Annotated in this window: 22 protein-coding genes; 3 read left to right on the plus strand and 19 right to left on the minus strand. The window is 61.4% G+C overall.

The window, feature by feature from the left end; genetic code table 11:
• From ACMLHZ_RS12300 to ACMLHZ_RS12325, 6 genes are all read right to left on the minus strand, one after another.
• Positions 1-777 (minus strand): TPM domain-containing protein (locus ACMLHZ_RS12300; RefSeq protein ID WP_418667986.1); only part of this gene is annotated, 777 nt, incomplete at its 3' end.
• Positions 774-1,340, minus strand: coding sequence for a LemA family protein (locus ACMLHZ_RS12305; protein ID WP_418667987.1), 567 nt, complete (start codon positions 1,338-1,340; stop codon positions 774-776). The genes ACMLHZ_RS12305 and ACMLHZ_RS12300, both read right to left, overlap by 4 nt.
• Before the next feature lies 1 nt (position 1,341).
• Complete coding sequence (locus tag ACMLHZ_RS12310; protein WP_418667988.1) at positions 1,342-2,505, minus strand: toxic anion resistance protein; 1,164 nt, start codon at positions 2,503-2,505, stop codon at positions 1,342-1,344.
• A gap of 27 nt (positions 2,506-2,532) precedes the next feature.
• Positions 2,533-3,171, minus strand: a complete 639-nt coding sequence (locus ACMLHZ_RS12315; RefSeq protein ID WP_418667989.1) for a 5-bromo-4-chloroindolyl phosphate hydrolysis family protein — start codon at positions 3,169-3,171, stop codon at positions 2,533-2,535.
• A gap of 119 nt (positions 3,172-3,290) precedes the next feature.
• Positions 3,291-3,785, minus strand: a complete 495-nt coding sequence (locus ACMLHZ_RS12320) for a DNA-deoxyinosine glycosylase (protein WP_418667990.1) — start codon at positions 3,783-3,785, stop codon at positions 3,291-3,293.
• The gene (locus ACMLHZ_RS12325; RefSeq protein WP_418667991.1) at positions 3,782-4,582 is read right to left on the minus strand and encodes an HAD hydrolase family protein; all 801 of its coding nucleotides are present in this window, start codon (positions 4,580-4,582) and stop codon (positions 3,782-3,784) included. Before ACMLHZ_RS12325 ends, ACMLHZ_RS12320 begins: the two co-directional genes overlap by 4 nt.
• A 182-nt stretch (positions 4,583-4,764) precedes the next feature.
• On the opposite strand from ACMLHZ_RS12325, the gene ACMLHZ_RS12330 reads away from it, so the two are divergent.
• Positions 4,765-5,505: an AzlC family ABC transporter permease gene (locus ACMLHZ_RS12330; RefSeq protein ID WP_418667992.1), complete on the plus strand. Its 741-nt coding sequence runs from the start codon at positions 4,765-4,767 to the stop codon at positions 5,503-5,505.
• A complete protein-coding gene (locus tag ACMLHZ_RS12335) occupies positions 5,502-5,813 on the plus strand; it encodes an AzlD domain-containing protein (RefSeq protein ID WP_418667993.1) in 312 nt (103 codons plus the stop codon). Before ACMLHZ_RS12330 ends, ACMLHZ_RS12335 begins: the two co-directional genes overlap by 4 nt.
• 89 nt (positions 5,814-5,902) lie before the next feature.
• Here ACMLHZ_RS12335 and ACMLHZ_RS12340 read toward each other — a convergent pair whose 3' ends face one another.
• The 5 genes from ACMLHZ_RS12340 to nagA all read right to left on the minus strand — a co-directional run bounded on the left by ACMLHZ_RS12340 (position 5,903) and on the right by nagA (position 9,600).
• Positions 5,903-6,985 (minus strand): acyltransferase family protein, encoded by a 1,083-nt coding sequence (locus ACMLHZ_RS12340; RefSeq protein ID WP_418667994.1) that lies wholly within the window; start codon positions 6,983-6,985, stop codon positions 5,903-5,905.
• Between the two features lie 215 nt (positions 6,986-7,200).
• The gene (locus tag ACMLHZ_RS12345) at positions 7,201-7,674 is read right to left on the minus strand and encodes an AraC family transcriptional regulator (protein ID WP_418667995.1); all 474 of its coding nucleotides are present in this window, start codon (positions 7,672-7,674) and stop codon (positions 7,201-7,203) included.
• 19 nt (positions 7,675-7,693) lie between these two features.
• Entirely contained in the window at positions 7,694-8,044 is a 351-nt protein-coding gene (locus tag ACMLHZ_RS12350) for an arsenate reductase family protein (protein WP_418667996.1), read from the minus strand.
• A gap of 80 nt (positions 8,045-8,124) precedes the next feature.
• Complete coding sequence (locus ACMLHZ_RS12355; RefSeq protein WP_418667997.1) at positions 8,125-8,301, minus strand: ribbon-helix-helix protein, CopG family; 177 nt, start codon at positions 8,299-8,301, stop codon at positions 8,125-8,127.
• A 162-nt stretch (positions 8,302-8,463) separates the two neighbouring features.
• A complete protein-coding gene (nagA, locus tag ACMLHZ_RS12360) occupies positions 8,464-9,600 on the minus strand; it encodes an N-acetylglucosamine-6-phosphate deacetylase (RefSeq protein WP_418667998.1) in 1,137 nt (378 codons plus the stop codon).
• Between the two features lie 458 nt (positions 9,601-10,058).
• Here nagA and ACMLHZ_RS12365 point away from each other — a divergent pair, with 458 nt between their 5' ends.
• Positions 10,059-10,271 carry a cold-shock protein gene (locus tag ACMLHZ_RS12365; RefSeq protein WP_177563711.1) on the plus strand — a complete coding sequence of 71 codons (213 nt, stop codon included), beginning with the start codon at positions 10,059-10,061 and terminating at the stop codon, positions 10,269-10,271.
• Between the two features lie 150 nt (positions 10,272-10,421).
• Here ACMLHZ_RS12365 and ACMLHZ_RS12370 read toward each other — a convergent pair whose 3' ends face one another.
• The 8 genes from ACMLHZ_RS12370 to ACMLHZ_RS12405 all read right to left on the minus strand — a co-directional run bounded on the left by ACMLHZ_RS12370 (position 10,422) and on the right by ACMLHZ_RS12405 (position 18,788).
• Positions 10,422-11,276 (minus strand): putative manganese transporter, encoded by an 855-nt coding sequence (locus ACMLHZ_RS12370; RefSeq protein WP_418668014.1) that lies wholly within the window; start codon positions 11,274-11,276, stop codon positions 10,422-10,424.
• Positions 11,277-11,507: 231 nt separating this feature from the next.
• Complete coding sequence (gene rbr, locus ACMLHZ_RS12375) at positions 11,508-12,047, minus strand: rubrerythrin (RefSeq protein WP_177563718.1); 540 nt, start codon at positions 12,045-12,047, stop codon at positions 11,508-11,510.
• A gap of 86 nt (positions 12,048-12,133) precedes the next feature.
• Entirely contained in the window at positions 12,134-13,477 is a 1,344-nt protein-coding gene (locus ACMLHZ_RS12380; RefSeq protein WP_418667999.1) for an ABC transporter substrate-binding protein, read from the minus strand.
• Between the two features lie 38 nt (positions 13,478-13,515).
• Positions 13,516-13,917 carry a transposase gene (locus tag ACMLHZ_RS12385; RefSeq protein WP_418668000.1) on the minus strand — a complete coding sequence of 134 codons (402 nt, stop codon included), beginning with the start codon at positions 13,915-13,917 and terminating at the stop codon, positions 13,516-13,518.
• A gap of 203 nt (positions 13,918-14,120) precedes the next feature.
• Complete coding sequence (locus tag ACMLHZ_RS12390) at positions 14,121-15,035, minus strand: NAD(P)/FAD-dependent oxidoreductase (RefSeq protein ID WP_418668001.1); 915 nt, start codon at positions 15,033-15,035, stop codon at positions 14,121-14,123.
• Positions 15,036-15,059: 24 nt separating this feature from the next.
• Positions 15,060-17,429, minus strand: coding sequence for a ribonucleoside triphosphate reductase (locus ACMLHZ_RS12395; protein ID WP_418668002.1), 2,370 nt, complete (start codon positions 17,427-17,429; stop codon positions 15,060-15,062).
• A gap of 109 nt (positions 17,430-17,538) precedes the next feature.
• Complete coding sequence (locus tag ACMLHZ_RS12400) at positions 17,539-18,228, minus strand: anaerobic ribonucleoside-triphosphate reductase activating protein (RefSeq protein WP_418668003.1); 690 nt, start codon at positions 18,226-18,228, stop codon at positions 17,539-17,541.
• A 260-nt stretch (positions 18,229-18,488) separates the two neighbouring features.
• Positions 18,489-18,788, minus strand: coding sequence for a DUF6514 family protein (locus tag ACMLHZ_RS12405; protein ID WP_418668004.1), 300 nt, complete (start codon positions 18,786-18,788; stop codon positions 18,489-18,491).
• Between the last annotated feature and the right edge of the window lie 25 nt (positions 18,789-18,813).

Raw genomic sequence — 18,813 nt, forward strand, 5'->3', positions numbered from 1 at the left:
GTGGGGCCCGGGGCCGTAGCCGGGGCCAAAGCCCGGGCCGGGCGGGGGCGGCGGGGGCCTGTGGTAATGCCGGTGCCACCGGCGCGGGGGCCGGGGCGGGTACACATAGCCAAAATACCTCGTGCGCACATACCGCACCGGGTGCAGCGCGCTGGAGACCGCGATCAGCAGCACCAATACCGCCGCAACAATGATCACAAACAGGGCCGAGCCCATGCCAAACCCAGCCTGGCGGGGCGGCTCATATCCCGGGGTGCCGCCGCCCACCGCGGGCTGCACGTTGTAGATCCTGCACAGCTCGTCGTACACAGCCCCGGCAAAGGCGGTCACGCCCCTGTCGTAATCGCCGGCGGCAAAGCCATCCTCCAGGTTATCCCACAAAAGATCGTCGATCTTACTGGGGGTCAGCTCCTTTTCCAGGCCCGTGCCCACCGTGCAGTAGTAGTTTTCGTCGCCGGTCACAAGCAGCAGCAGCACGCCGTTGTTCTTCTTTTTGTCGCCCACGCCCCAGGCGTCGAACACCTGGTAGGCGTACTCCTCCATCGAAAGGGTGCCGGTAAAATCCACCGTCAGCACCGCCAGCTGCGCGCCGCAGGCCTCGTCCAGCGCCACGGTCAGCTCATTCACCTTCTGCTCGGTGGCCGCGCTCAGCACATTCGCCTCATCCAGCACGCAGCTGCCCTGGGGCGCGGCGGGAATCCCCGCCGCAAGCGCGGTCACCGCCAGCAGGCAGGCCAGCGCCGCCAGCGCCAGCAGCCGTTTTTTCATCTGTTTCATTCGTAATACTCCGCAGGTTCAATGCCCCACAGCGCGCCGATCAGCCGGGCCGGCTGGCCGCCGAGGTCCTGGTTGAACCTGCGGGCATTGGAGTTGTAGTCGTTGTTGTGGATGGTGTTGCCCCGGCTGTTGAACTCGGCCAGCTCGCCGGCCATCAGGTCCGCCTGGTTTTCGTTCGCGGTGGCGTTTGCCGCGTCGTACAGCGCGTTCACCGCCTCGCTCAGGGTGCGGTCCGCGCCCGCCTTGGCCGCCGGGCTGCCGGCCGCCTGCACGGCGGCAATGGCTCCGTCCACCGCGGCCAGCGCGGCCCCGTCCACGCCCTCCACCTTGCCGGCCACCGTGGCCAGGTTCGCCGCCGCGTTCAGCCGGGCGTCCAGGTCGGCCGCGATGCTGTACATCCCGCTGTCAAAGCTGGCGGCCGTGCGCTGTGCATACCCCGCCAGCTTCGCCCCGCCGATGCCGAACACCCCCGCCAGCGCCATCACGGCGGCCAGCGCGGGGGCCACCGCTTTGCGGCGCAGGGCGGCGGGCAGTTTTTGTTCCAGTTTACAAGGCCCTTTCATATCAGTTATGCAGCTCCATCAGTTTCTGTTTCAGTTCGCCCTCAATGCGGCCCAGCTCCACCTCGGCGGCGGCGCGCTTGGCGCGGCCCTCGCTCTGGATCTTGGACAGCTCGTCCAAAGTCTCGATCAGGCTCTTGTTGGTCGCCTGCAGGGTCTCGATATCCACAATGCCCCGCTCGGATTCCTTGGCGGCTTCAATGGTGCCGGTCTTCAGTGCGGCGGCGTTCTTTTTCAGCAGCTCGTTGGTCATGTCGGTCACGGCGCGCTGCGCCTCAATGGCCTGCTGGCTGTGGGCCAGGCCCAAAGCCAGCACCATCTGGCTCTTCCACAGGGGGATGGTATTCACAATGCTGGTCTGGATCTTCTCGGCCATCATGGTGTCGTTGTTCTGGATCAGCCGGATCTGCGGCCCCATCTGGATCGACACATTGCGGGTCAGCTCCAGGTCGTACAGCTTCTTCTCAAAGCGGTCGCACATATCCGCCAGGTCGCGGGCGGCCTGTGCGTCCTCGGGCAGGCCGCTGGCCTTTGCCTTTTCCATGGCGGCTTTCAGGTCCACCTCGCGGGTCTTTTTCAGTTTTTTCTTGCCCGCCAGAATGTACATGGTCAGCTCTTTAAAATACACCATGTTCATCTGGTACATTTTGTCCAGCATGGCAATGTCCTTGAGCAGCTGCACCTGGTGGCCCTCCAGCATGCCCTCGATCTTTTCCACATTGGTCTCGGCCTTGGCATACTTTGCCTTCAGCGCTTCCAGGCTGTTGCTGGTCTTTTTGAAAAAGCCGAAGATCCCCTTGGATTCCTCCTGGGCGTCAAAGCCCTTGAGCTCGGTCACAAGGCTGGCGATCATGTCGCCGGTGGCGCCCAGGTCCTTGGTGCGCACCTTGCCCAGTGCGGCCTCGCTGAAATCGCCGATCTTTTTCTGGGTGGCCGCACCGTACTGCAGGATCATCTGGCTGTTGGTCACGTCGATCTTTTCGGCAAAGTCGTCCACCGCCTTCTGCTCCTCGGGCGAAAGGCGGGTCTCCTCGATCATCAGCGGCTCCACCTTTTTTTCTTCCGCCAGGGCGGGCTGCTCAGCCGTTTCTGCCGTGGGATCCAGGGTCAGGGTGGGCACTGCGTCCATTTCAAGGGTCAGCTCGGGCATGGTTTTATTTTCTTCCATCGGTTCTCGTTCCTTTCAATTCAGGTGTTATTCCACAAGGCCCTGCCCTTTGAGCATGCCTTTCAATACCTCCAGGTCGGTATCCATCTCCAGCGCGGCGGCCGCATACAGGCTGTCCAGCTGGTTTTCAAAGGCGGTTGCGATGGTGGCCGCGTTCTTTTCCACCTCGCCGCGCACCTCCCGCGCGTTCTCGCCCCGCACGCCTTTTTCCTCCAGATCGGCATACAGCTCCAGCAGCTTCACCGCGTCCGGCAGGTAGTGGTTCGCAAACCGCCGGATCTGAGGGGCCTTTTCCGGGTCCTTTTCCACCTCGGTCAAAATCCCCTCGCAGGCCTTTTCCATGCGCAGGATGGCGGCGCTCAGCGCGTCGTCCGGGATGCGCCCGTTCAAAACGTGCAGCGCGGCCCGCTTTTGGTCGATCAGGTTCAGCATCTCGTCCGCGTCCTCGCGGCCGGTTAAAAACGGCACCGCCCGGCGCTCCACCACCGGCGGGCACACGTGCGCCATCACAAAATACACCGCTGCCGACGCAGCCGCCGTCAGCCCCAGGGCCCAAAGCTGATAAATGGGCAGCGCCAGGGCCCCCACCAGCCACACGGCCCCCGCGAAATACCAGGGCATCACGGGTTTGTGCTTGATCTCGATCCACTTGCTCGTGGCCGCCACCACCTTTTCACGATAAAATAGGCAAATTGCCGCCCGGCGCGCGGCGCGGGCGGCGCCTTTAGAGTTATTTTAGCAGAGTAAAGGATAAAAAGCAATGCGGGCGGCCCAAAAACGCCGATTTATCCATTGTTTCCCGCATCCAGCCAGGGCGCCAGCGCCTGGCCCCAGATCCGCCGCAGCCTTTCCATCGAAAACGAGGCGTTGGCCGGGCTGGTGCTGGGCAGCTTCACCGCCGGGATGCCCGTCGCGGGCTCCAGCAGCTTCCCGTACAATTTATGGGAGGCCGCGCCGTTGCAGAACACCGCGCGCACCGGCACTTTTTCCAGCAGCCCGGGCAGGTCCACCGCCACGGGGTTTTTAATGCTTGCATCCGAGGCGCCCTCAATGTCGCAGGCCTCCAGCACGTCCCACAAGGCAAGGCCGTGCCGCAGCACCAGCGCCTTTTTCTCGGGGATGCTCCCCGGCGTTTTTTCCCCGGCCAGCGCCGCCAGCAGCGGCCAGAACCGGTTCTGCGGGTGGCTGTAATAAAAGCCTTGTTCCCAGCTTTTGGGGCTGGGCCAGCTGCCCAGAATGATCGCCCGGCTGCCCGGGCCCCACACAGGTTCAAAACTCACGGCTGCAAAAACACCTCCCGCGCAACGGCGGCCACGCCGTTTTCCAAAACGCCCGGGGCCACCCGCTTTGCCGCCGCCAGCGCTTTGGCCGATCCGCTGGCCATGCAGTACGAAAGCCCCACGAACTCCATCAGGGCCGCGTCGTTGTCGTTGTCGCCCACGCTCACCAGCTCGTCCGGCCGCCAGCCTGCCAGCCGCGCCAGATGCGCCGCGCCCACGGCCTTGTTCATGCCCTTCTGGTTGATGTCGTAATAGCCGGGGCGGTAGGGCACGAACTGCAGGCCCAAATGCCCGTACCGCGCTTCAAACCCGGCCAGTGCCGCGGGCGGCAGAATGCCGAACGCCCCAAAGGGCATGCTTTGCAGGTGGCGGGTCTGGTCCTCGCCGTCCCTCACATACTCATCGTGCCCGGTGGCCTGTTTGTAAAAGGCCTTCATGCGCTCGTACTCCACATACACGTAGTAGTCGTCGGCAAAGCAAAAGGCCAGGGGGTGGTCGTAGTCCTCAAAATAGTCCACCAGGGCATACATCTCCTCGGGGGTAAAATCCGTGCTGTCCAGCAGGCGGCCCCGCCCGTCCAGCACCTGGGCCCCGTTGGCGCACACCGCGTAGTCCGGCCGGATGCCGCCCAGGATCTCCGGGGTCATGGCAAAATAGGTGCGCCCCGTGGCGATCACGATCTTCACCCCCAGCCTCTGCACCCTTTGCACCGCCTCGGCCACCTCCGGCCGGGCCGAGGGCTCGCCGTGCGCCACCAGGGTGCCGTCCACATCCAGGATCAGCGCTTTATACTGCATACTTTCTCTCCCTTTCCCGCGCGGGGCGGACCCTTTGCCCCGCGCACTCCTTCCCGCCTAAGTATTATAGACGGTTTCCCCCGCCGCTACAAGCAAAAACTTTGGAAAAACCGCCGCTTTACGCGGCCCTTGCTTTGGTGGTATACTGTGGTGCAGTAACCTGTAAAAAAGGGGGACCCCCAATGGCATCCGAATACCGGGCGGGCTTAAAAGACGGCCTCGCCATCGGCGTGGGCTATTTTTCGGTCAGCTTCACCTTCGGCATCCTGGCCGTAAACGGCGGCCTTTCGGCCCTTACCGCCGGGCTCATCAGCCTCACAAACCTCACCAGCGCCGGCCAGTTCGCGGGCCTCACGGTCATTTTGGCCCACGGCTCGCTGTTCGAGCTGGCCCTCACCCAGCTGGTCATCAACCTGCGCTACGCCCTCATGAGCCTCTCGCTCAGCCAGCGCCTGGGCCCGGCCTTCACCACGCGCCGGCGCATGGTCGTGGCCTTCGCCAACACCGACGAGATTTTTGCCGTGGCCATGGGGCGCAGCGCCGCCCTTACCCCGGCCTACATGTACGGCCTTGCCACCCTGCCCATCCTGGGCTGGACCGGCGGCACCCTCACCGGCGCGGTGGCCAGCGGCGTTTTGACCGCGGCGGTGCGCAGCGCCCTTGGGGTCGCGCTTTACAGCATGTTCATCGCCATCGTGGTGCCGCCCATGCGGCAGCTCAAAAGCGTGCGCTGCGTGGTGGCCGCGGCGGTGGCCGTCAGCTGCCTGCTGGCCTGGTCGCCCCTGGCCCGCCTCATTTCCGGCGGCTTTGCCATCATCCTCAGCACCCTGGCCGCCGCGGCGGTGGGGGCCTGGCTGTTCCCCATGCACATCCAGCAGGGTGGGCCAGCTTCGCCCGAAGAAAGCGGGGTGAGCGCCGCGTGAGCCTTTTTTGGTATCTCGCAGTCATGGCGGGTGTGACCTACCTCATCCGCATGCTGCCCCTCACCCTGCTGCAAAAAAAGATCGAGAACGTGTGGCTGCGGTCGTTTTTATATTACGTTCCCTACGCCTGCCTTGCGGCCATGACCTTTCCCGCCATCCTGTCGGCCACCGAAAGCCCGGTCAGCGCCGCGGCGGCGCTGGTGGTGGCAGTTCTGGTGGGCCTGCGGGGCAAGGGCCTTGTCACGGTGGCGGCCTGCGCCTGCTGCACCGTGTTTCTGGTGGAAAAGCTGCTGATTTTTTGGAACTGAAAGTTCTGCGCACTAAAACCAGCGGGGGCTCTTTGAAGCGCCCCCGCTGGTTTGTGTAAACACACATCTGAACTTGTGAATCACCTGCTTTATCTGCGTTTTTTTATATAGGGTATGGCGCAATAATTCAGTAAATATAAAATCGCTGCCATCGCTATTGATACGGCAAGGTACACCAGCAGGCGAGCTCTCTCCCCAACAAAAGGGAACCGGGCAATCCATATATATACGGTTGGATGAATTAAATAGAGAGTAAAACTAAACCCCGCGCATATTCGGGAAACTCTTTTGTTGGTGACCTTTCCGCTGTATGTTTTCCGGCTAAGGGTAAGTGCTATTGTACCCGCTAAAATAATTACCAGCGAAAAATCGAGTCCCGATCTGGTTCTGACATACATCCCCCACAAAACTATATTGTATCCGGCCAGTTCAGCGGCGGTAAAAAGCAGCTTTTTCTTTACGGAGAAGCTTCGCTTCTGTAAATTGCAGGCAATGCAAAACGTTATAACTCCTAAAAAAAGCCCAGCAACCGCCCGAAAAACGCCTGCGTAAAAAATGCCTGTGTACGTTCTTACGATTGAAAGATGCCCTGTACTTTGATAGATATTCCCATAGATTGCAAGAATACATAGAGGAGCCAAAACATAACTTGTCAATTCAAAATTCCAGCGCAACAATGGATATAAAATTAGCATAGCGATCAGCATAGCCGAAATATACCAAGCTCCCGTCAAGCTAAAGCCGGGTCCATCTACTCCGGACATCTCACCAAGCAAAAAAGGCCATAAAGAGTTCACCGCGTTTGATATAAACTTTTTCAACGGTGCTTTCATTAAAAATTCTTCTGCCAAAAAGGCGACACAGAATGCGGTACAGTAGACGGGAAATATCGCCGATATCTTCTTTTTCATAAAAAAATACGTATCATTCCCGATGCCCCCCCCCCCCGCCAGGGCAGCTTTTGCCATAAAAGCGCCTGAAAGAATGAAGAAAAACTCCACCGCCAAATATCCGCCCTGAAAAACAGGTTTGTTGTTTGTCTCATAAAGATGTGAAGAATGGTACAGTAAAATTACTACCGCAAATACCAGACGCAGAAAATCAATCGCTGTGTTGCGTTTCCCATATTCTTTTTCTATCAAAAGTGTTTTCTTTTCCGATTCCAGCTCCATTTCTCAAGCCCCATTTCTCTTATCTGTAAAGTATAATATTTCTAATTTATTACTTAAAATCTTCAAACATTCCATCAGCCTTTCACAGTACAAATAAAACCGTCTCGTTTAAAAAACAAAAAACACTATTGTGATTCGCAGCATCGCACGGTAGAAATCAGGTGTATTTCTCAGCATATAAAAATACTCCTCGGCCAGGAGGCCTGTTGTTCTCTTTACAGCCGCTCCACCGGGAAAAACAAATACAGCTGGCCGTTCTCCTGGGGGCAGTTATACTCCTGCACCGCGCCTGCCAGTGCAAGGCCCCGTTCCTCCAAAGCCGCCAGCCCCGCGCGGAAAGCCTCCCCGTAATCCCCCTCCACCTTGGTGTACACATAGCGGAAGGCGGGCACCGTCCACTTCACCCAGCCTGCGGGCGGCTGCGCGTCCTCGCGCGCCTGCACCCCGGCCAGGTACAGCCCCTTGGAAAAGCCGTCCTCCCAGGGTAAAAAGCTGCGGGAGCAGTCGCTCATCGCGCCCCAAAACCCGGCCAAAGCCCCTGTCTCATCCCGCAGTGCCAGGGCCTCCACCTCGGCAAAGTGGGTATTCGCCTCCTGCCACATAGCCAGGGCGATATCGCCCTGGCCCGTGGCGAGGCCCTCTTTGCCAATCACGCAAAAGGCAGGTATCTCACAGTTCAAAAACTCCATCGGGCGGCTCCTTTCCCTTTTACAGCAGCATTTCCCAAACCTCCGGCTTAAAGCCCGGGCACACGCCCTTTTCCGTCACCAGGATCGGCCGCTTCACCAGCATCCCGTCGGTGGCAAGCAGCGCAAAGACCTCGGCGTCGGTCATGCCGGGCAGCTTGTCCTTCAAATTCATGGCTTTATACAACAGGCCGCTGGTGTTCACAAAGCGCTTCACCGGCAGGCCGCTGGCCGCGGCCCAGGCGGCCAGCTCGGCGGCGGTGGGGTTCTGCTCCTTGATGGGCCGCGCCTCGTACGCCGCGCCCCGCTCGTCCAGCCATTTCTGCGCCTTCTGGCAGGTGGTGCATTTTGCGTAACAGATAAAGGTGTTCATGCGTTGTTTTCTCCTTTGCTTCTCTTATCGTTCATTGTACTCTTGAACCCCGTGCGATGCAATGTCTTCTTTTTAGCGCTTCATTTCTCTTCGATCAATAACTGGTCTTTTGCATACTCGAGCGCTAAAGCGATTACCTCGTTGCGGCTGCGATCCGTCTTTCGCGCCAGTTCCTCATAAAATTCCATAATTGATAGATCAATCCGAATTGTGAGCATCGCCGGTTTTGCTTTTTTGGAAATTTTGAACCGATCCATATGTTTGACCTTTCTTTAATAATTTTCTTGCAAATAGAATATCACATTAAAAAAAGGCAATATTATTTTACTATCAAACGGCGGTAAAATCTGGTGAATATTCATTCTCTGCACTAAAAAGGGCCTCTGCCTATCCGGCAGAGGCCCTTTTATCCTATGATTTTACAGCTCCCTGCCGCCGATGAAGATGTGCTCCGGCTGCAGGTCCTTGTTCAGCACCAGCACGTCGGCGCGCTTGCCGGCGGTCACGCTGCCCAGCTCGTCAAACAGGCCCACGGCCTGGGCCGGGTTGATGGTGGCGGCGCGCAGGGCGCTCTCCAGGGGCACGCCGAACTTCACGGCGCGGCGGAAGCACTCGGCCAGGCAGGTGGCGCTGCCCGCAATGGTGCCGTCCTCCAGGGTGGCCAGGCCGTCGTTCATGAACACCTTCTGGCCGCCCAGGCTGTACTCGCCGTTGGGCATGCCGCAGGCCCGCATGGAATCGCTGATCAGGCATACCCGCTCGGCCCCGAACAGGGCGAACACCGCGCGCACCACCGCCGGGTGCAGGTGGATGCCGTCCGAGATCATTTCCACATGGGCCGCGTCGTCGGCCGCCGCGCCCACAACGCCGGGGGCGCGGTGGGTAAAGGCGGGCATGGCGTTGAACAGGTGGGTGGTGTGGGTGGCGCCGTTTGCATACGCCGCCTTGGCCTCCTCGTAGGTGGCCGAGGTGTGGGCAATGGAAACCGTGCACTTTTCGCTCGCCTTGCGGATGAACTCCACCGCACCGGGCAGCTCGGGGGCAACATCCACCAGCCGGATGTTGCCGCCGCTGGTCTCCCACAGGCGCTGGAACATCTCCCAATCCGGGTCAATGATGTACTTCTCGGCCTGGGCGCCCTTTTTGGCCTTATTGAAGAAGGGCCCTTCCATATTCACGCCCCGCAGTACCGCGCCCTCGGATTCCTGACCAAACAGCGGCTTCACCGCCGCAAAGATATCGTTCAGGATCTCCTCGCTGAACGCCATGGTGGTGCCCATAAAGCTGGTCACGCCCTGGCTGCCCAGGTATTTCTGCATGGTCTTCACATATTCCTGGCTGCCGTCCACGCTGTCGCAGAAGTCCGCGCCCGCCGCGCCGTGAATGTGGATGTCCACAAAGCCGGGGGTCACGTATTTACCGGCCGCGTCGATCTCGTCGGCGCCGTGCAGGGTACCCGCGGGGGCCACCTGCTTGATGCGGTCGCCCCAAAGCTCCACGTCGGCGGTCAAAAAGCGGCCCAAGGCGGTAAAAACCTGTCCATTTTTTAGAATCATAAATAAAACTCTCCTTTCAGAAAGGGAAACTTTCGTTGATTTCATTATAGCGCGGCGGCTTCGCGAGAACAATTGTTAAATAGCGAAAAAGATGATCGTGCAAATTTTGTGGCTTCTCCCATGCCTTTTAAGCCGCTTTTGCGGCCCGCCTCAAGAAAGATTTTCCTTTTTTTAAAAAAGCCTTGCTATTTCTCCCTCCGCGTGCTATACTAAACAAGTATTCTGCTCGATGTACATTTGAACTCACATGTTTTTGTAAGTCATTTGCTCGTTTGAATGAATTACAAAAGCATGTGAGTTTTTTATTGCTCTGCAATAGAAACTGCTCTAAAAGCACCCCGGCCAAAGCCCTTCCGGCAAGCGGGCGGCGTGCGTAAAAGGCGGCCCCGGCTTCCTTTTACTGTCAGTCGATCGATGTTCTGAACGTAAGAATATAATATTTTTTAGGAGGTACCAGAATGAATAACGGTACTGTGAAATGGTTTAACAACGAAAAGGGCTTCGGCTTCATCTCCAACGACAACGGCGGCGACGACGTGTTTGTGCACTTCTCCGCCATCATGATGCCCGGCCACAAGACCCTGGAAGACGGCCAGAAGGTGACGTTCGACACCGAGACCGATCCCAAGAACCCCAACAAGCTGCGCGCAGTGAACGTCTGCCTGGCCTGAACGTAAGGTTTTTGTGCCCTTCCTGGAAACGGGAAGGGCGTTTTTTTGTGCCCGGCGCGGCGGTGCTGACACAAACCACAAAAACGGGCGGAAGCATTCCCATGCTTCCGCCCGTTTTTAATCGCTCCGCCCCAAACCGGCCGCCGGTTCTTAAAGCCCCAGCAGCTGCAGCAAAAGCCCTGCCGCCGCGCCGATGGCCCACAAAAGGCCGGTGATGAACAGGTTCTGCTTCACGCTGGGGTTTGCCTTGAACAGCACCACCAGCCCCACCCCCGCGCCGCTGGCAAGCCCCGCCACCGCCGAACTGAAGGTGATCGAGCCCGAAAGGTACAGCTGCGTCAGCAGAATGCTGGCCGCGCAGTTGGGCGTAAGGCCGATCAGCGCCGCAAACACGGGCTGCAAGGGCCCCATGGCCGCCAAAAAGCCGGTGAACGCCTCGGCGCCCACCCACTCCATCACAAAGCCGATGGCAAGGCTGAACCCAAACACCCACAAAAAAATGTTCAGGGTGTGGGCCAAAGCCGCCCGCAAAATGCCCTGCTGCGCCTCATGCTGCTCGTGGCAGTCCACCTCGCCCGCGTGGCCGGTGTAGCCGCCCCGCACCCCTTCGGGCAAAAAGCGCCGCAGCGCAATGTCCAGGCAAAAGCCCGCCGCCAGCGCAAGCACCACCTTAATGCCCAGCAGCGCCGCCAGCCGCGGCCATTGCTCGGGCACGGCCAGCAAAAGGGGCACCGCCTCGTCGCTGGTGGCCAGGAACACCGCCATCAGCGTGCCCAGGGTGACCACCCGGCTGCCGTAAAAGTTCGCGGCCATGGCCGAAAAACCGCACTGGGGCACGCAGCCCAGCAGCGCGCCGGGCACAAAGCCCCAGTGCCCGCCGCCCGCCAGCGCGGCCTCGATCCGCTCGCCCTGGCGGCGCTCAATGTATTCAATCATCAAATAGGCCGCAAACAGGAACGGCAGCATTTTCAGGCTGTCGATCAGTGCGTCCAGCAAAACATCCATGAACAAGCTCGTGTTCCCTTTCCTCTCGCCTTTTAAAATTTACCGGCACGCTTTAGTATACCCGCAAAACGGGCCAGGCGCAATGCCCCAGGGGGCCATTCGCAAGAGTATTTCCTGTTTTGCCCACCGCCCCTTTCGCGGCGGCAGCCCGCCGGGGCAGCGCAAAGGGCCGCCCCGGGAGGGGCGGCCCTTTGCGGTAAAATGCAGTTTAAACCGCTGGCGCTGGGCGTTTCAGTGATTCTCGGCGCGCAGCACAAAATAGGCCTGCGGGTGGTCGCACACCGGGCACTTTTCGGGGGCGTGCTTGCCAATGTGAATGTGGCCGCAGTTGGTGCAGATCCACACCTGCTCGGTCTCGCGGGCAAACAACTTGCCCTCCTTCAGCAGCTCCGCCACTTCCTTATAGCGGGCCTCATGCTCTTTCTCAATGGCGCCCACCATGGTAAACAGGCTGGCGATCTTGTCAAAGCCCTCTTCCTTGGCGGTTGCCGCAAACCCGGCGTACATGTCGGTCCACTCGTAATTTTCGCCTGCGGCGGCGTCGGCCAGGTTGGTCAGGGTGTCGGGCACAGCGCCGTCGTGCAGCAGCTTGAACCAAATCTTGGCGTGCTCTTTTTCATTGTTCGCGGTCTCCTCGAACACCGAGGCGATCTCGTTGTAGCCGTCCTTTTTGGCCTTGGAAGCATAGTAGGTATACTTGTTGCGGGCCTGGCTCTCGCCGGCAAACGCAGCCATCAGGTTGGCTTCGGTCTTGGAACCCTTCAAATCCATTGTAAAAACCTCCAACTGTTCATTTTATCTTCCCATTAAATAGGAATATTTCTTATGTATCCAGTATACACCAAACTGGCGGTAAGTCAAGGTTTTTTTCCGCTTTCGTCGGCGGGCCGGGCCGCGGGCTGAAGCTCCGGGTAGGCAAGGTTTGCCGCCTCGGCCACCGCAAAGATCAGCCGGGGCGAAAAGGCTTCCACCAGCCCGTAGTCAATGTACACCACCGCGCCGCTCTCCACCGCCCGCAGGCCCCCCAGGGCCTCTGCCAGCTGCTCGGGCGCAATGGTGTCCGGCACCAGCAGAATGTCCGGGTCGGCCGCCCGCACCTCGGCCAGGTCGTTGTCGGGGTCGTCGTCCGTCAGGCACCCGGCCCCGGCCAACCAGCCGGTCTCGCTTTCCAGCGGGTGGCGGAACACCTGCCCCAGCAGAGCCCACTCGGCGGTCTCGGCCGTGGCCGCCAGCCCCGAAAGGTCCGGCAGCAGCAGCGCCGTGGCCTTTTGCCCGGCCGCCCGGTCATAGCTGGCAAGCGTGTCGGCCAGCCGGTCAATCACTCCCTGCCCCTGGGCCCGGCCGGTCTCGTTGCCGTTCAAAAGCGCGCCCAGCTCGCCGTAAAAGCGGCGCAGGCTTTCCAGGTCGGTGGGGCTCAAAAGCTGGATCACCCGCGCCCCGCCCTGTTCCAGCTGCTCTTTCACTCCGTCGGCAAGGGGGGTCTGGCACAGCACATACTCGGGCGCAAGCTCCAGAATGGCCTCAGGCCGGGGCAAAAGCGGGGTGCCCACCGTGGCCAGCCCCCGGCCCCGGTCGTCGCAGTATTCGGTCACGCCGCACAGCGCCCCGTGCCCCGGCAGGCTCAGCAGCGCCTCGGTCACCATGGGAGAAAGGCTCACCACCCGCTGGGGCTTTTGCCCCACCAGCCGGTCTCCCACCTGGGCGGGCCAATCCTGCCCGGCCTTTACCGCAAGCTGTGCATCCTCCGCGGGCGCTGCGCCCGAAACAGCCCCCGAAACAGCGCCCGGCGCCGCCTGGCCGCCGTCAAAAAGTTCCTTCAGCCTGCCGCCCGCAAAGCCCCACACCGCCAGGCTCACCAGCAGCAGGGCAAACAGCCCCCCCAGCAAACAGAGCGGCAGCTTGGGGGCGCCGCGCTGCTTTGTGGCAACACCGCCGCGGTGCGCAGCGCGCTGCCGCGCTGCCCGGGGCGGCGCGGGGGTCCGCCCCTGCGTTTCGGCGCGCCGTGGGCTGCCGCCCGCCGGCGGCTGGCTCTGCCCGCTCCGGGGCGGTGTTTTTGGGGCCGCCCCGCCCGCCCGGCGGATGGGTTGGGGGGCCTTTGCCCCGCCCGCGCGGTACACCTGCCGCCCGCTGGGCGCCGGGTCGCCGCGCTGCCCTGGGCCTTGAGCGCGGAACACATGCTTTTCTTCCGGTGGCTGCGGCATTGGTTCCGCCCCCTTTCGTTTTTCAGTCCGGCCGCCTTTCAGCCCCGGGATAGCTTTTTGAACTGTCTCACGGCCCGGGTCACCTGCCGCTCCGGTACCCGCTTGCGGAAGGCCGCCATGCTGTGGGCCGAAAAAGGCGCCTCGTGCTGGAACGCGGCCAGCCCAATGAAATATTGCAGATAGGGGTCCTCGCGGATCAACTCCACCGTCTGCCGGTCCGAAAGCCCCAGCGCCGCCCGGATCACCAGGCTGCCAAAGGCCATGCGCACCGGCAGGGCCTGGGCCCCGCCCTTGTGAAAGTGGGTGGCGTATTGGCGTTCCAGCCCCACCCAGTCCGTGGCCGCCGCCAGCTTTACCCAGCGGTTACCCTCGTTCAGCGCGCCCCCAAAGGGGTGCACAAAATCGTACACGGTCAACTGCGTCTCCGCCATGGCATACATGGCACCTCCGCCCCTTTCGGCGCTTTTTTCTATTATACCATAAGCGCACAGCGCGCATGGTATAATTGGCGGCTTCGCCGGTTGCCGCCCCCGGCGGCGAGGCGAACGCCCTTTAAATAAGCTATAATAACCGTTTTGCGGTTATTATACCATAAAATTGTCCGCCAAAAAAGGGCCGCTTCCCCGGGAACGGCCCTTTTCGTTCAGTGCTGCGCCCCGGCGGCCCACTCGCTGGCGGCCAGGCCCGCAACAGCCCCGTCGCCCACCGCTGTGGCCAGCTGGCGCACCTGCTTTGTGCGGCAGTCGCCCGCCGCAAACACTCCGGGCCGGCTGGTGCGGCAGTCCTCGCCCGCCAGCACAAAGCCCTGTTCATCCAGCGCCACAAAGCCGGCAAAGGGCGCCGTGCCGGGGGTCTGCCCCACCGCCAAAAACACGCCGTCCACCGCCAGGCTGCCGGTGCCTGCGTCCGCCGTGTTTTTCACGGCAAGGCCGGTCAGGCGGCCCGCCTCGCTCTCAAACGCGGTCACGGCCGTATTCAGCAAAAATTCCACGTTCGGGCGGCTGCGCAGCCTTTTTGCCAGGGCAGCCGCCCCGCGCAACTCGCCCCGCCGGTGGATCAGGGTCACATGCCCGCACAGATCCGCCAGCAGCAGCGCGTCCTGCAGCGCGGTGTCGCCGCCGCCCACCACGGCCACCTCCCGGCCCTTGTAAAACGCGCCGTCGCACACCGCGCAGTACGAAATACCGGCGATCCCGTCCTCGCCCGCAAGGCCCAGGCGGCGGTGCTCCATGCCCGGCGCCAGCACCAGGCTTTTGCCCCGCCAGGCTTCCCCCTCGGCCAGCACCTCAAAGCCGCCGGGCACGGCCCGCGCGCCGGTGGCGGCGGCAAAGCCGAACTCCACCTCCTGCGCGGCCAGCTGGTCCGCCATGGCGGCGGCCAGCGCGCTGCCGCTCTGGGGCTCCACGCCGGGGTAATTTTCCACCCGGGGCGAGTGGCTGATCTGCCCGCCAAAGCCCGCGCCCTCTGCCAGCAGCACGCGTTTCGCCGCCCGCGCGGCATACAGGGCGGCGGTCATGCCCGCCGGGCCGCCGCCCACCACAATCACATCGTATTCCAACTGCAAAGGCCCCTTTCCGCACCCTTACAGGCTGGCCGTCTGGGTGTATTTCTTGATCTCCGAAAGGTTTGCAAAGCGGCGCACGCTCTCGCCCTCCACCACCACCAGGGTGGGCGCCTGGCACACCCCGTAGCGGGCCACCAGCGCGGCGTTTTCCTCGGCGTCGGTGCGCTCAAAGGGCAGGCCCGCCCGTTCCAGCATGCCCGCCGCCACGCGGCAGTTCGGGCAGGTCTTGGTGGTGAACAGCAGCGCCCGGTGCTCCGCCGGGGCCGCGGCCGCGGCGGGCGGCTCCTGGCCCGCCGCCGGGCGGCCATGGGTCAGGCGGCTGGCGCCGATGTCGTAGGTCTTGCGGTCCTTGAATTCCTGGGCCTTGCCGTCGTTCCAGTTCTGCACCGGCCGGTAATAGCCGGTAATGCGGCTGTAGACCTCGGTCTTTTGGCCGCAGATGGGGCAGGTATACTCCTCACCCGCCAGGTATCCGTGCTCGCGGCACACCGAGTAGGTGGGCGACAGGGTGTAATAGGGCAGCCGGTAGTTTTCGGCGATCTTGCGCACCAGGGCCGCAGCCGCCCTCCAGTCCGGCAGCTTTTCGCCCAAAAAGGTGTGGAACACCGTACCCGAGGTATACAGCGTCTGCAATTCATCCTGCACGTCCAGCGCGCTGAACACATCCTCGGTGTAGCCCACCGGCAGGTTGGAGGAATTGGTGTAGTAGGGGGTGCCGCCGTCGTTGGCGGTGCGGATGTCCGGCCAGCGGGCCACGTCGTGCTTTGCCAGCCGGTAGCTGGTGCTCTCGGCGGGGGTGGCCTCCAGGTTGTACAGGTCGCCGTACTCCTCCTGGTAATCCGCCAGGCGGGTGCGCATGTGGTTCAGCACGTCCCTTGCAAAGCGCTGGGTCTCGGGCCAGGTCATATCGCGCCGCAGCCAGGCCGCGTTCAGCCCCGCCTCGTTCATGCCCAGCAGCCCAATGGTGGAAAAGTGGTTTTCAAAGGTGCCCAGGTACCGCCGGGTATAGGGGTAAAGCCCCTCGTTCAAAAATTTGGTAATGGTCTCCCGCTTCATTTTCAGCGACCGGGCCGCAAGATCCATCATGTGATCCAGCCGCCTGTAAAAGTCGGCCTCGTCCTTTGCCTGATACGCAATGCGGGGCAGGTTGATGGTCACCACGCCCACGCTGCCGGTGGACTCGCCCGAACCAAAAAAGCCGCCGCTCTTTTTGCGCAGCTCCCGCAGGTCCAGCCGCAGCCGGCAGCACATGCTGCGCACGTCGCTGGGCTGCATGTCGCTGTTGATGTAGTTGGAAAAATAGGGGGTGCCGTACTTGGCGGTCATCTCAAACAAAAGGCGGTTGTTCTCGGTGTCCGACCAGTCAAAGTCCCGGGTGATGGAATAGGTGGGAATGGGGTACTGGAACCCGCGGCCGTTTGCGTCGCCCTCGATCATCACCTCGATGAAGGCCTTGTTCACCATGTCCATCTCTTGCTGGCAGTCCTTGTAGCAGAAATCCTGCTCTTTGCCGCCCACAATGGCGGGCAGCTCGGCCAGATCCCCCGGCACCACCCAGTCCAGCGTGATGTTGGAGAAAGGCGCCTGGGTGCCCCAGCGGCTGGGGGTATTCACACCGTAAATAAACGACTCCACGCACTTTTTCACCTGCCCGTAAGGCAGGTTGTCGGCCTTCACAAAGGGGGCAAGGTAGGTGTCGAAGGACGAAAATGCCTGCGCGCCCGCCCACTCGTTCTGCATAATGCCCAAAAAGTTCACCATCTGGTTGCACAGGGTGGCCAGATGCTTTGCCGGGGCGCTGGTGATCTTGCCGGGAATGCCGCCCAGCCCCTCCTGGATCAGTTGCTTTAAGCTCCACCCCGCGCAGTAGCCGGTCAGCATCGAGAGATCGTGGATGTGAAGGTCGGCATTGCGGTGGGCCGCGCCGATCTCCTCGTCGTACACCTCGCTGAGCCAGTAGTTGGCGGTAATGGCGCCGCTGTTGCTCAAAATCAGCCCGCCCACCGAGTAGGTCACGGTGCTGTTCTCTTTCACGCGCCAGTCGTTCACGTGCAGGTAGTTGTCCACCAGCTCCTTGTAGTCCAGAATGGTGGACTTCATGCTGCGCATCTTCTCCCGCTGCTTGCGGTACAAAATGTAGCACTTGGCCACGTCGGCGTAGCCCGCCTCGCTCAGCACGTTTTCCACGCTGTCCTGAATGTCCTCCACCGGCACCCTGCCGTCCCGGATCTTGGGCTCAAAGTCCGCCGTGACCTTGAGCGCCAGCAGGTCGATGGTGCTGGGGTGATACTGTTTTTCCACCGCGTCAAACGCCTTGGTGATGGCCTTGCAGATCTTCTGGATATCGAACTCCACGACCTGCCCGTCCCGCTTGGTTACACTGTACATACGTTCCTCGCTCCTTCTTTGCCGTGCGCCGCACGGCGCGCCGCGTTTCAAAATTAAAATCGTTTGCGCCAAAACTGCTCTTCCGCAGCCTCCCCGGCTGTCCGCCGGCTCACCCGCCCCGGATGCGCGCCGCCGGGATGTTTTTTTGCAGCGCGGCCAAATACCGCCGCATCTCCTCTTCGCCGGGCGCCGAAAGCCCCGGCTCCAGCACGTCGCCGGAATCCACAAAGCACTGCAAAAAATACCGCTTGGCCCCGGCCAGCCACTCTCCAATGGCCACAAAATCGGCCTCGGTGTGCAGCCCCGCCGCCACCGTGGTGCGCAGCTCGTAATCGGCCCCGCCGCCCAGCAAAAACGCCGCGCTCTCCCGGATGGGCGCAAGGTCCAGCCCCGGCACCCCGGCCGTGCGGGCGTATCCCTCGGGCGAATTTTTAATGTCCATGGCCACTGTGTCCACCAGGCCCTTTTCCACAAGCTGCCGCAGCCTGTGTGGAAAACTGCCGTTTGTGTCCAGCTTCACCGCGTACCCCAGCGTCTTGATCCGCTCCAGCAATTCCGCAAGGCCCGGCTCCAGCAGCGGCTCGCCGCCGCTCACGCACACTCCCTCCAGAACGCCCCGCCGCTTTTTAAGATACGCCAGCAGCTCTTCTTCGCCCAGCTCCGGCGCAAGGCTGCCCTTCACAAGCCCGGCGTTGTGGCAGAACGGGCAGCGAAAATTGCACCCGCCAAAAAACACGGTGCAGGCCACCCTGCCGGGGTAATCCAGCAAGGTGAGCTTTTGTAACCCCTGCAAGGCCACGGGCCGCCCCTCCTATCTTGTGGTTTTGGGGCGTGCAGCCCTAAATGTTGTGTACAATAATTATTATCTCACAATATTTTGTGGATTCAAGAGCGCAACCTGCACAATTTTTGCCAGGGTGCGATGTGGATATTTCATACGTGTAAAGGCGCCGCCGCTCCGTCCTGCGGCGCAAACGAAAAAAGCGCCCCCGGCAGCCTTGTGCCGGAAAGCGCTTCTTGCCGTATTCTATCGTCCGCGGCCTTTTTCCAGGGCCGGTATCATATCTTTTCTGCCTGCGCCTTTGCAAGGGCCTTTTCCAGCTCCTCCGGGTAAGACATAAACTCATTCACCATCTCTTCCAGGTGAACGGGCTCCAGCTGCTGGTCGTTCAGCAGCCCCGCCAGCTGTTCCACAAAATGGCGCTCCACCGAAACGTCGTGCAGGATCACGTTCCCCTCTGCGGTGCGCACCCGCAGCCCCCAGGTTGCATACTCGCCTAGATCCGGCCGTGTGACGCGTTCCTCCACCGCCTCATACTGCCACATCTGCCCGGGCAGGGCGATCTTTCCCTGCTTCATTGGTACATCTTCCTTTCTACATCTG

This window comes from Allofournierella sp. (assembly GCF_048388525.1).
In the GTDB taxonomy this organism is placed as follows: Bacteria; Bacillota; Clostridia; order Oscillospirales; family Ruminococcaceae; genus BQOK01.

What these genes read in the sequence shown, in the direction of transcription:
- ACMLHZ_RS12305 (WP_418667987.1), bottom strand. Translation starts at nt 1,340, where the DNA reads ATGAAAGGGCCTTGTAAACTGGAACAAAAACTGCCCGCCGCCCTGCGC.
- ACMLHZ_RS12310 (WP_418667988.1), bottom strand. Translation starts at nt 2,505, where the DNA reads ATGGAAGAAAATAAAACCATGCCCGAGCTGACCCTTGAAATGGACGCA.
- ACMLHZ_RS12325 (WP_418667991.1), bottom strand. Translation starts at nt 4,582, where the DNA reads ATGCAGTATAAAGCGCTGATCCTGGATGTGGACGGCACCCTGGTGGCG.
- ACMLHZ_RS12330 (WP_418667992.1), top strand. Translation starts at nt 4,765, where the DNA reads ATGGCATCCGAATACCGGGCGGGCTTAAAAGACGGCCTCGCCATCGGC.
- ACMLHZ_RS12340 (WP_418667994.1), bottom strand. Translation starts at nt 6,985, where the DNA reads ATGGAGCTGGAATCGGAAAAGAAAACACTTTTGATAGAAAAAGAATAT.
- ACMLHZ_RS12345 (WP_418667995.1), bottom strand. Translation starts at nt 7,674, where the DNA reads ATGGAGTTTTTGAACTGTGAGATACCTGCCTTTTGCGTGATTGGCAAA.
- ACMLHZ_RS12350 (WP_418667996.1), bottom strand. Translation starts at nt 8,044, where the DNA reads ATGAACACCTTTATCTGTTACGCAAAATGCACCACCTGCCAGAAGGCG.
- ACMLHZ_RS12355 (WP_418667997.1), bottom strand. Translation starts at nt 8,301, where the DNA reads ATGGATCGGTTCAAAATTTCCAAAAAAGCAAAACCGGCGATGCTCACA.
- nagA (WP_418667998.1), bottom strand. Translation starts at nt 9,600, where the DNA reads ATGATTCTAAAAAATGGACAGGTTTTTACCGCCTTGGGCCGCTTTTTG.
- ACMLHZ_RS12365 (WP_177563711.1), top strand. Translation starts at nt 10,059, where the DNA reads ATGAATAACGGTACTGTGAAATGGTTTAACAACGAAAAGGGCTTCGGC.
- ACMLHZ_RS12370 (WP_418668014.1), bottom strand. Translation starts at nt 11,276, where the DNA reads ATGGATGTTTTGCTGGACGCACTGATCGACAGCCTGAAAATGCTGCCG.
- rbr (WP_177563718.1), bottom strand. Translation starts at nt 12,047, where the DNA reads ATGGATTTGAAGGGTTCCAAGACCGAAGCCAACCTGATGGCTGCGTTT.
- ACMLHZ_RS12380 (WP_418667999.1), bottom strand. Translation starts at nt 13,477, where the DNA reads ATGCCGCAGCCACCGGAAGAAAAGCATGTGTTCCGCGCTCAAGGCCCA.
- ACMLHZ_RS12385 (WP_418668000.1), bottom strand. Translation starts at nt 13,917, where the DNA reads ATGTATGCCATGGCGGAGACGCAGTTGACCGTGTACGATTTTGTGCAC.
- ACMLHZ_RS12395 (WP_418668002.1), bottom strand. Translation starts at nt 17,429, where the DNA reads ATGTACAGTGTAACCAAGCGGGACGGGCAGGTCGTGGAGTTCGATATC.
- ACMLHZ_RS12405 (WP_418668004.1), bottom strand. Translation starts at nt 18,788, where the DNA reads ATGAAGCAGGGAAAGATCGCCCTGCCCGGGCAGATGTGGCAGTATGAG.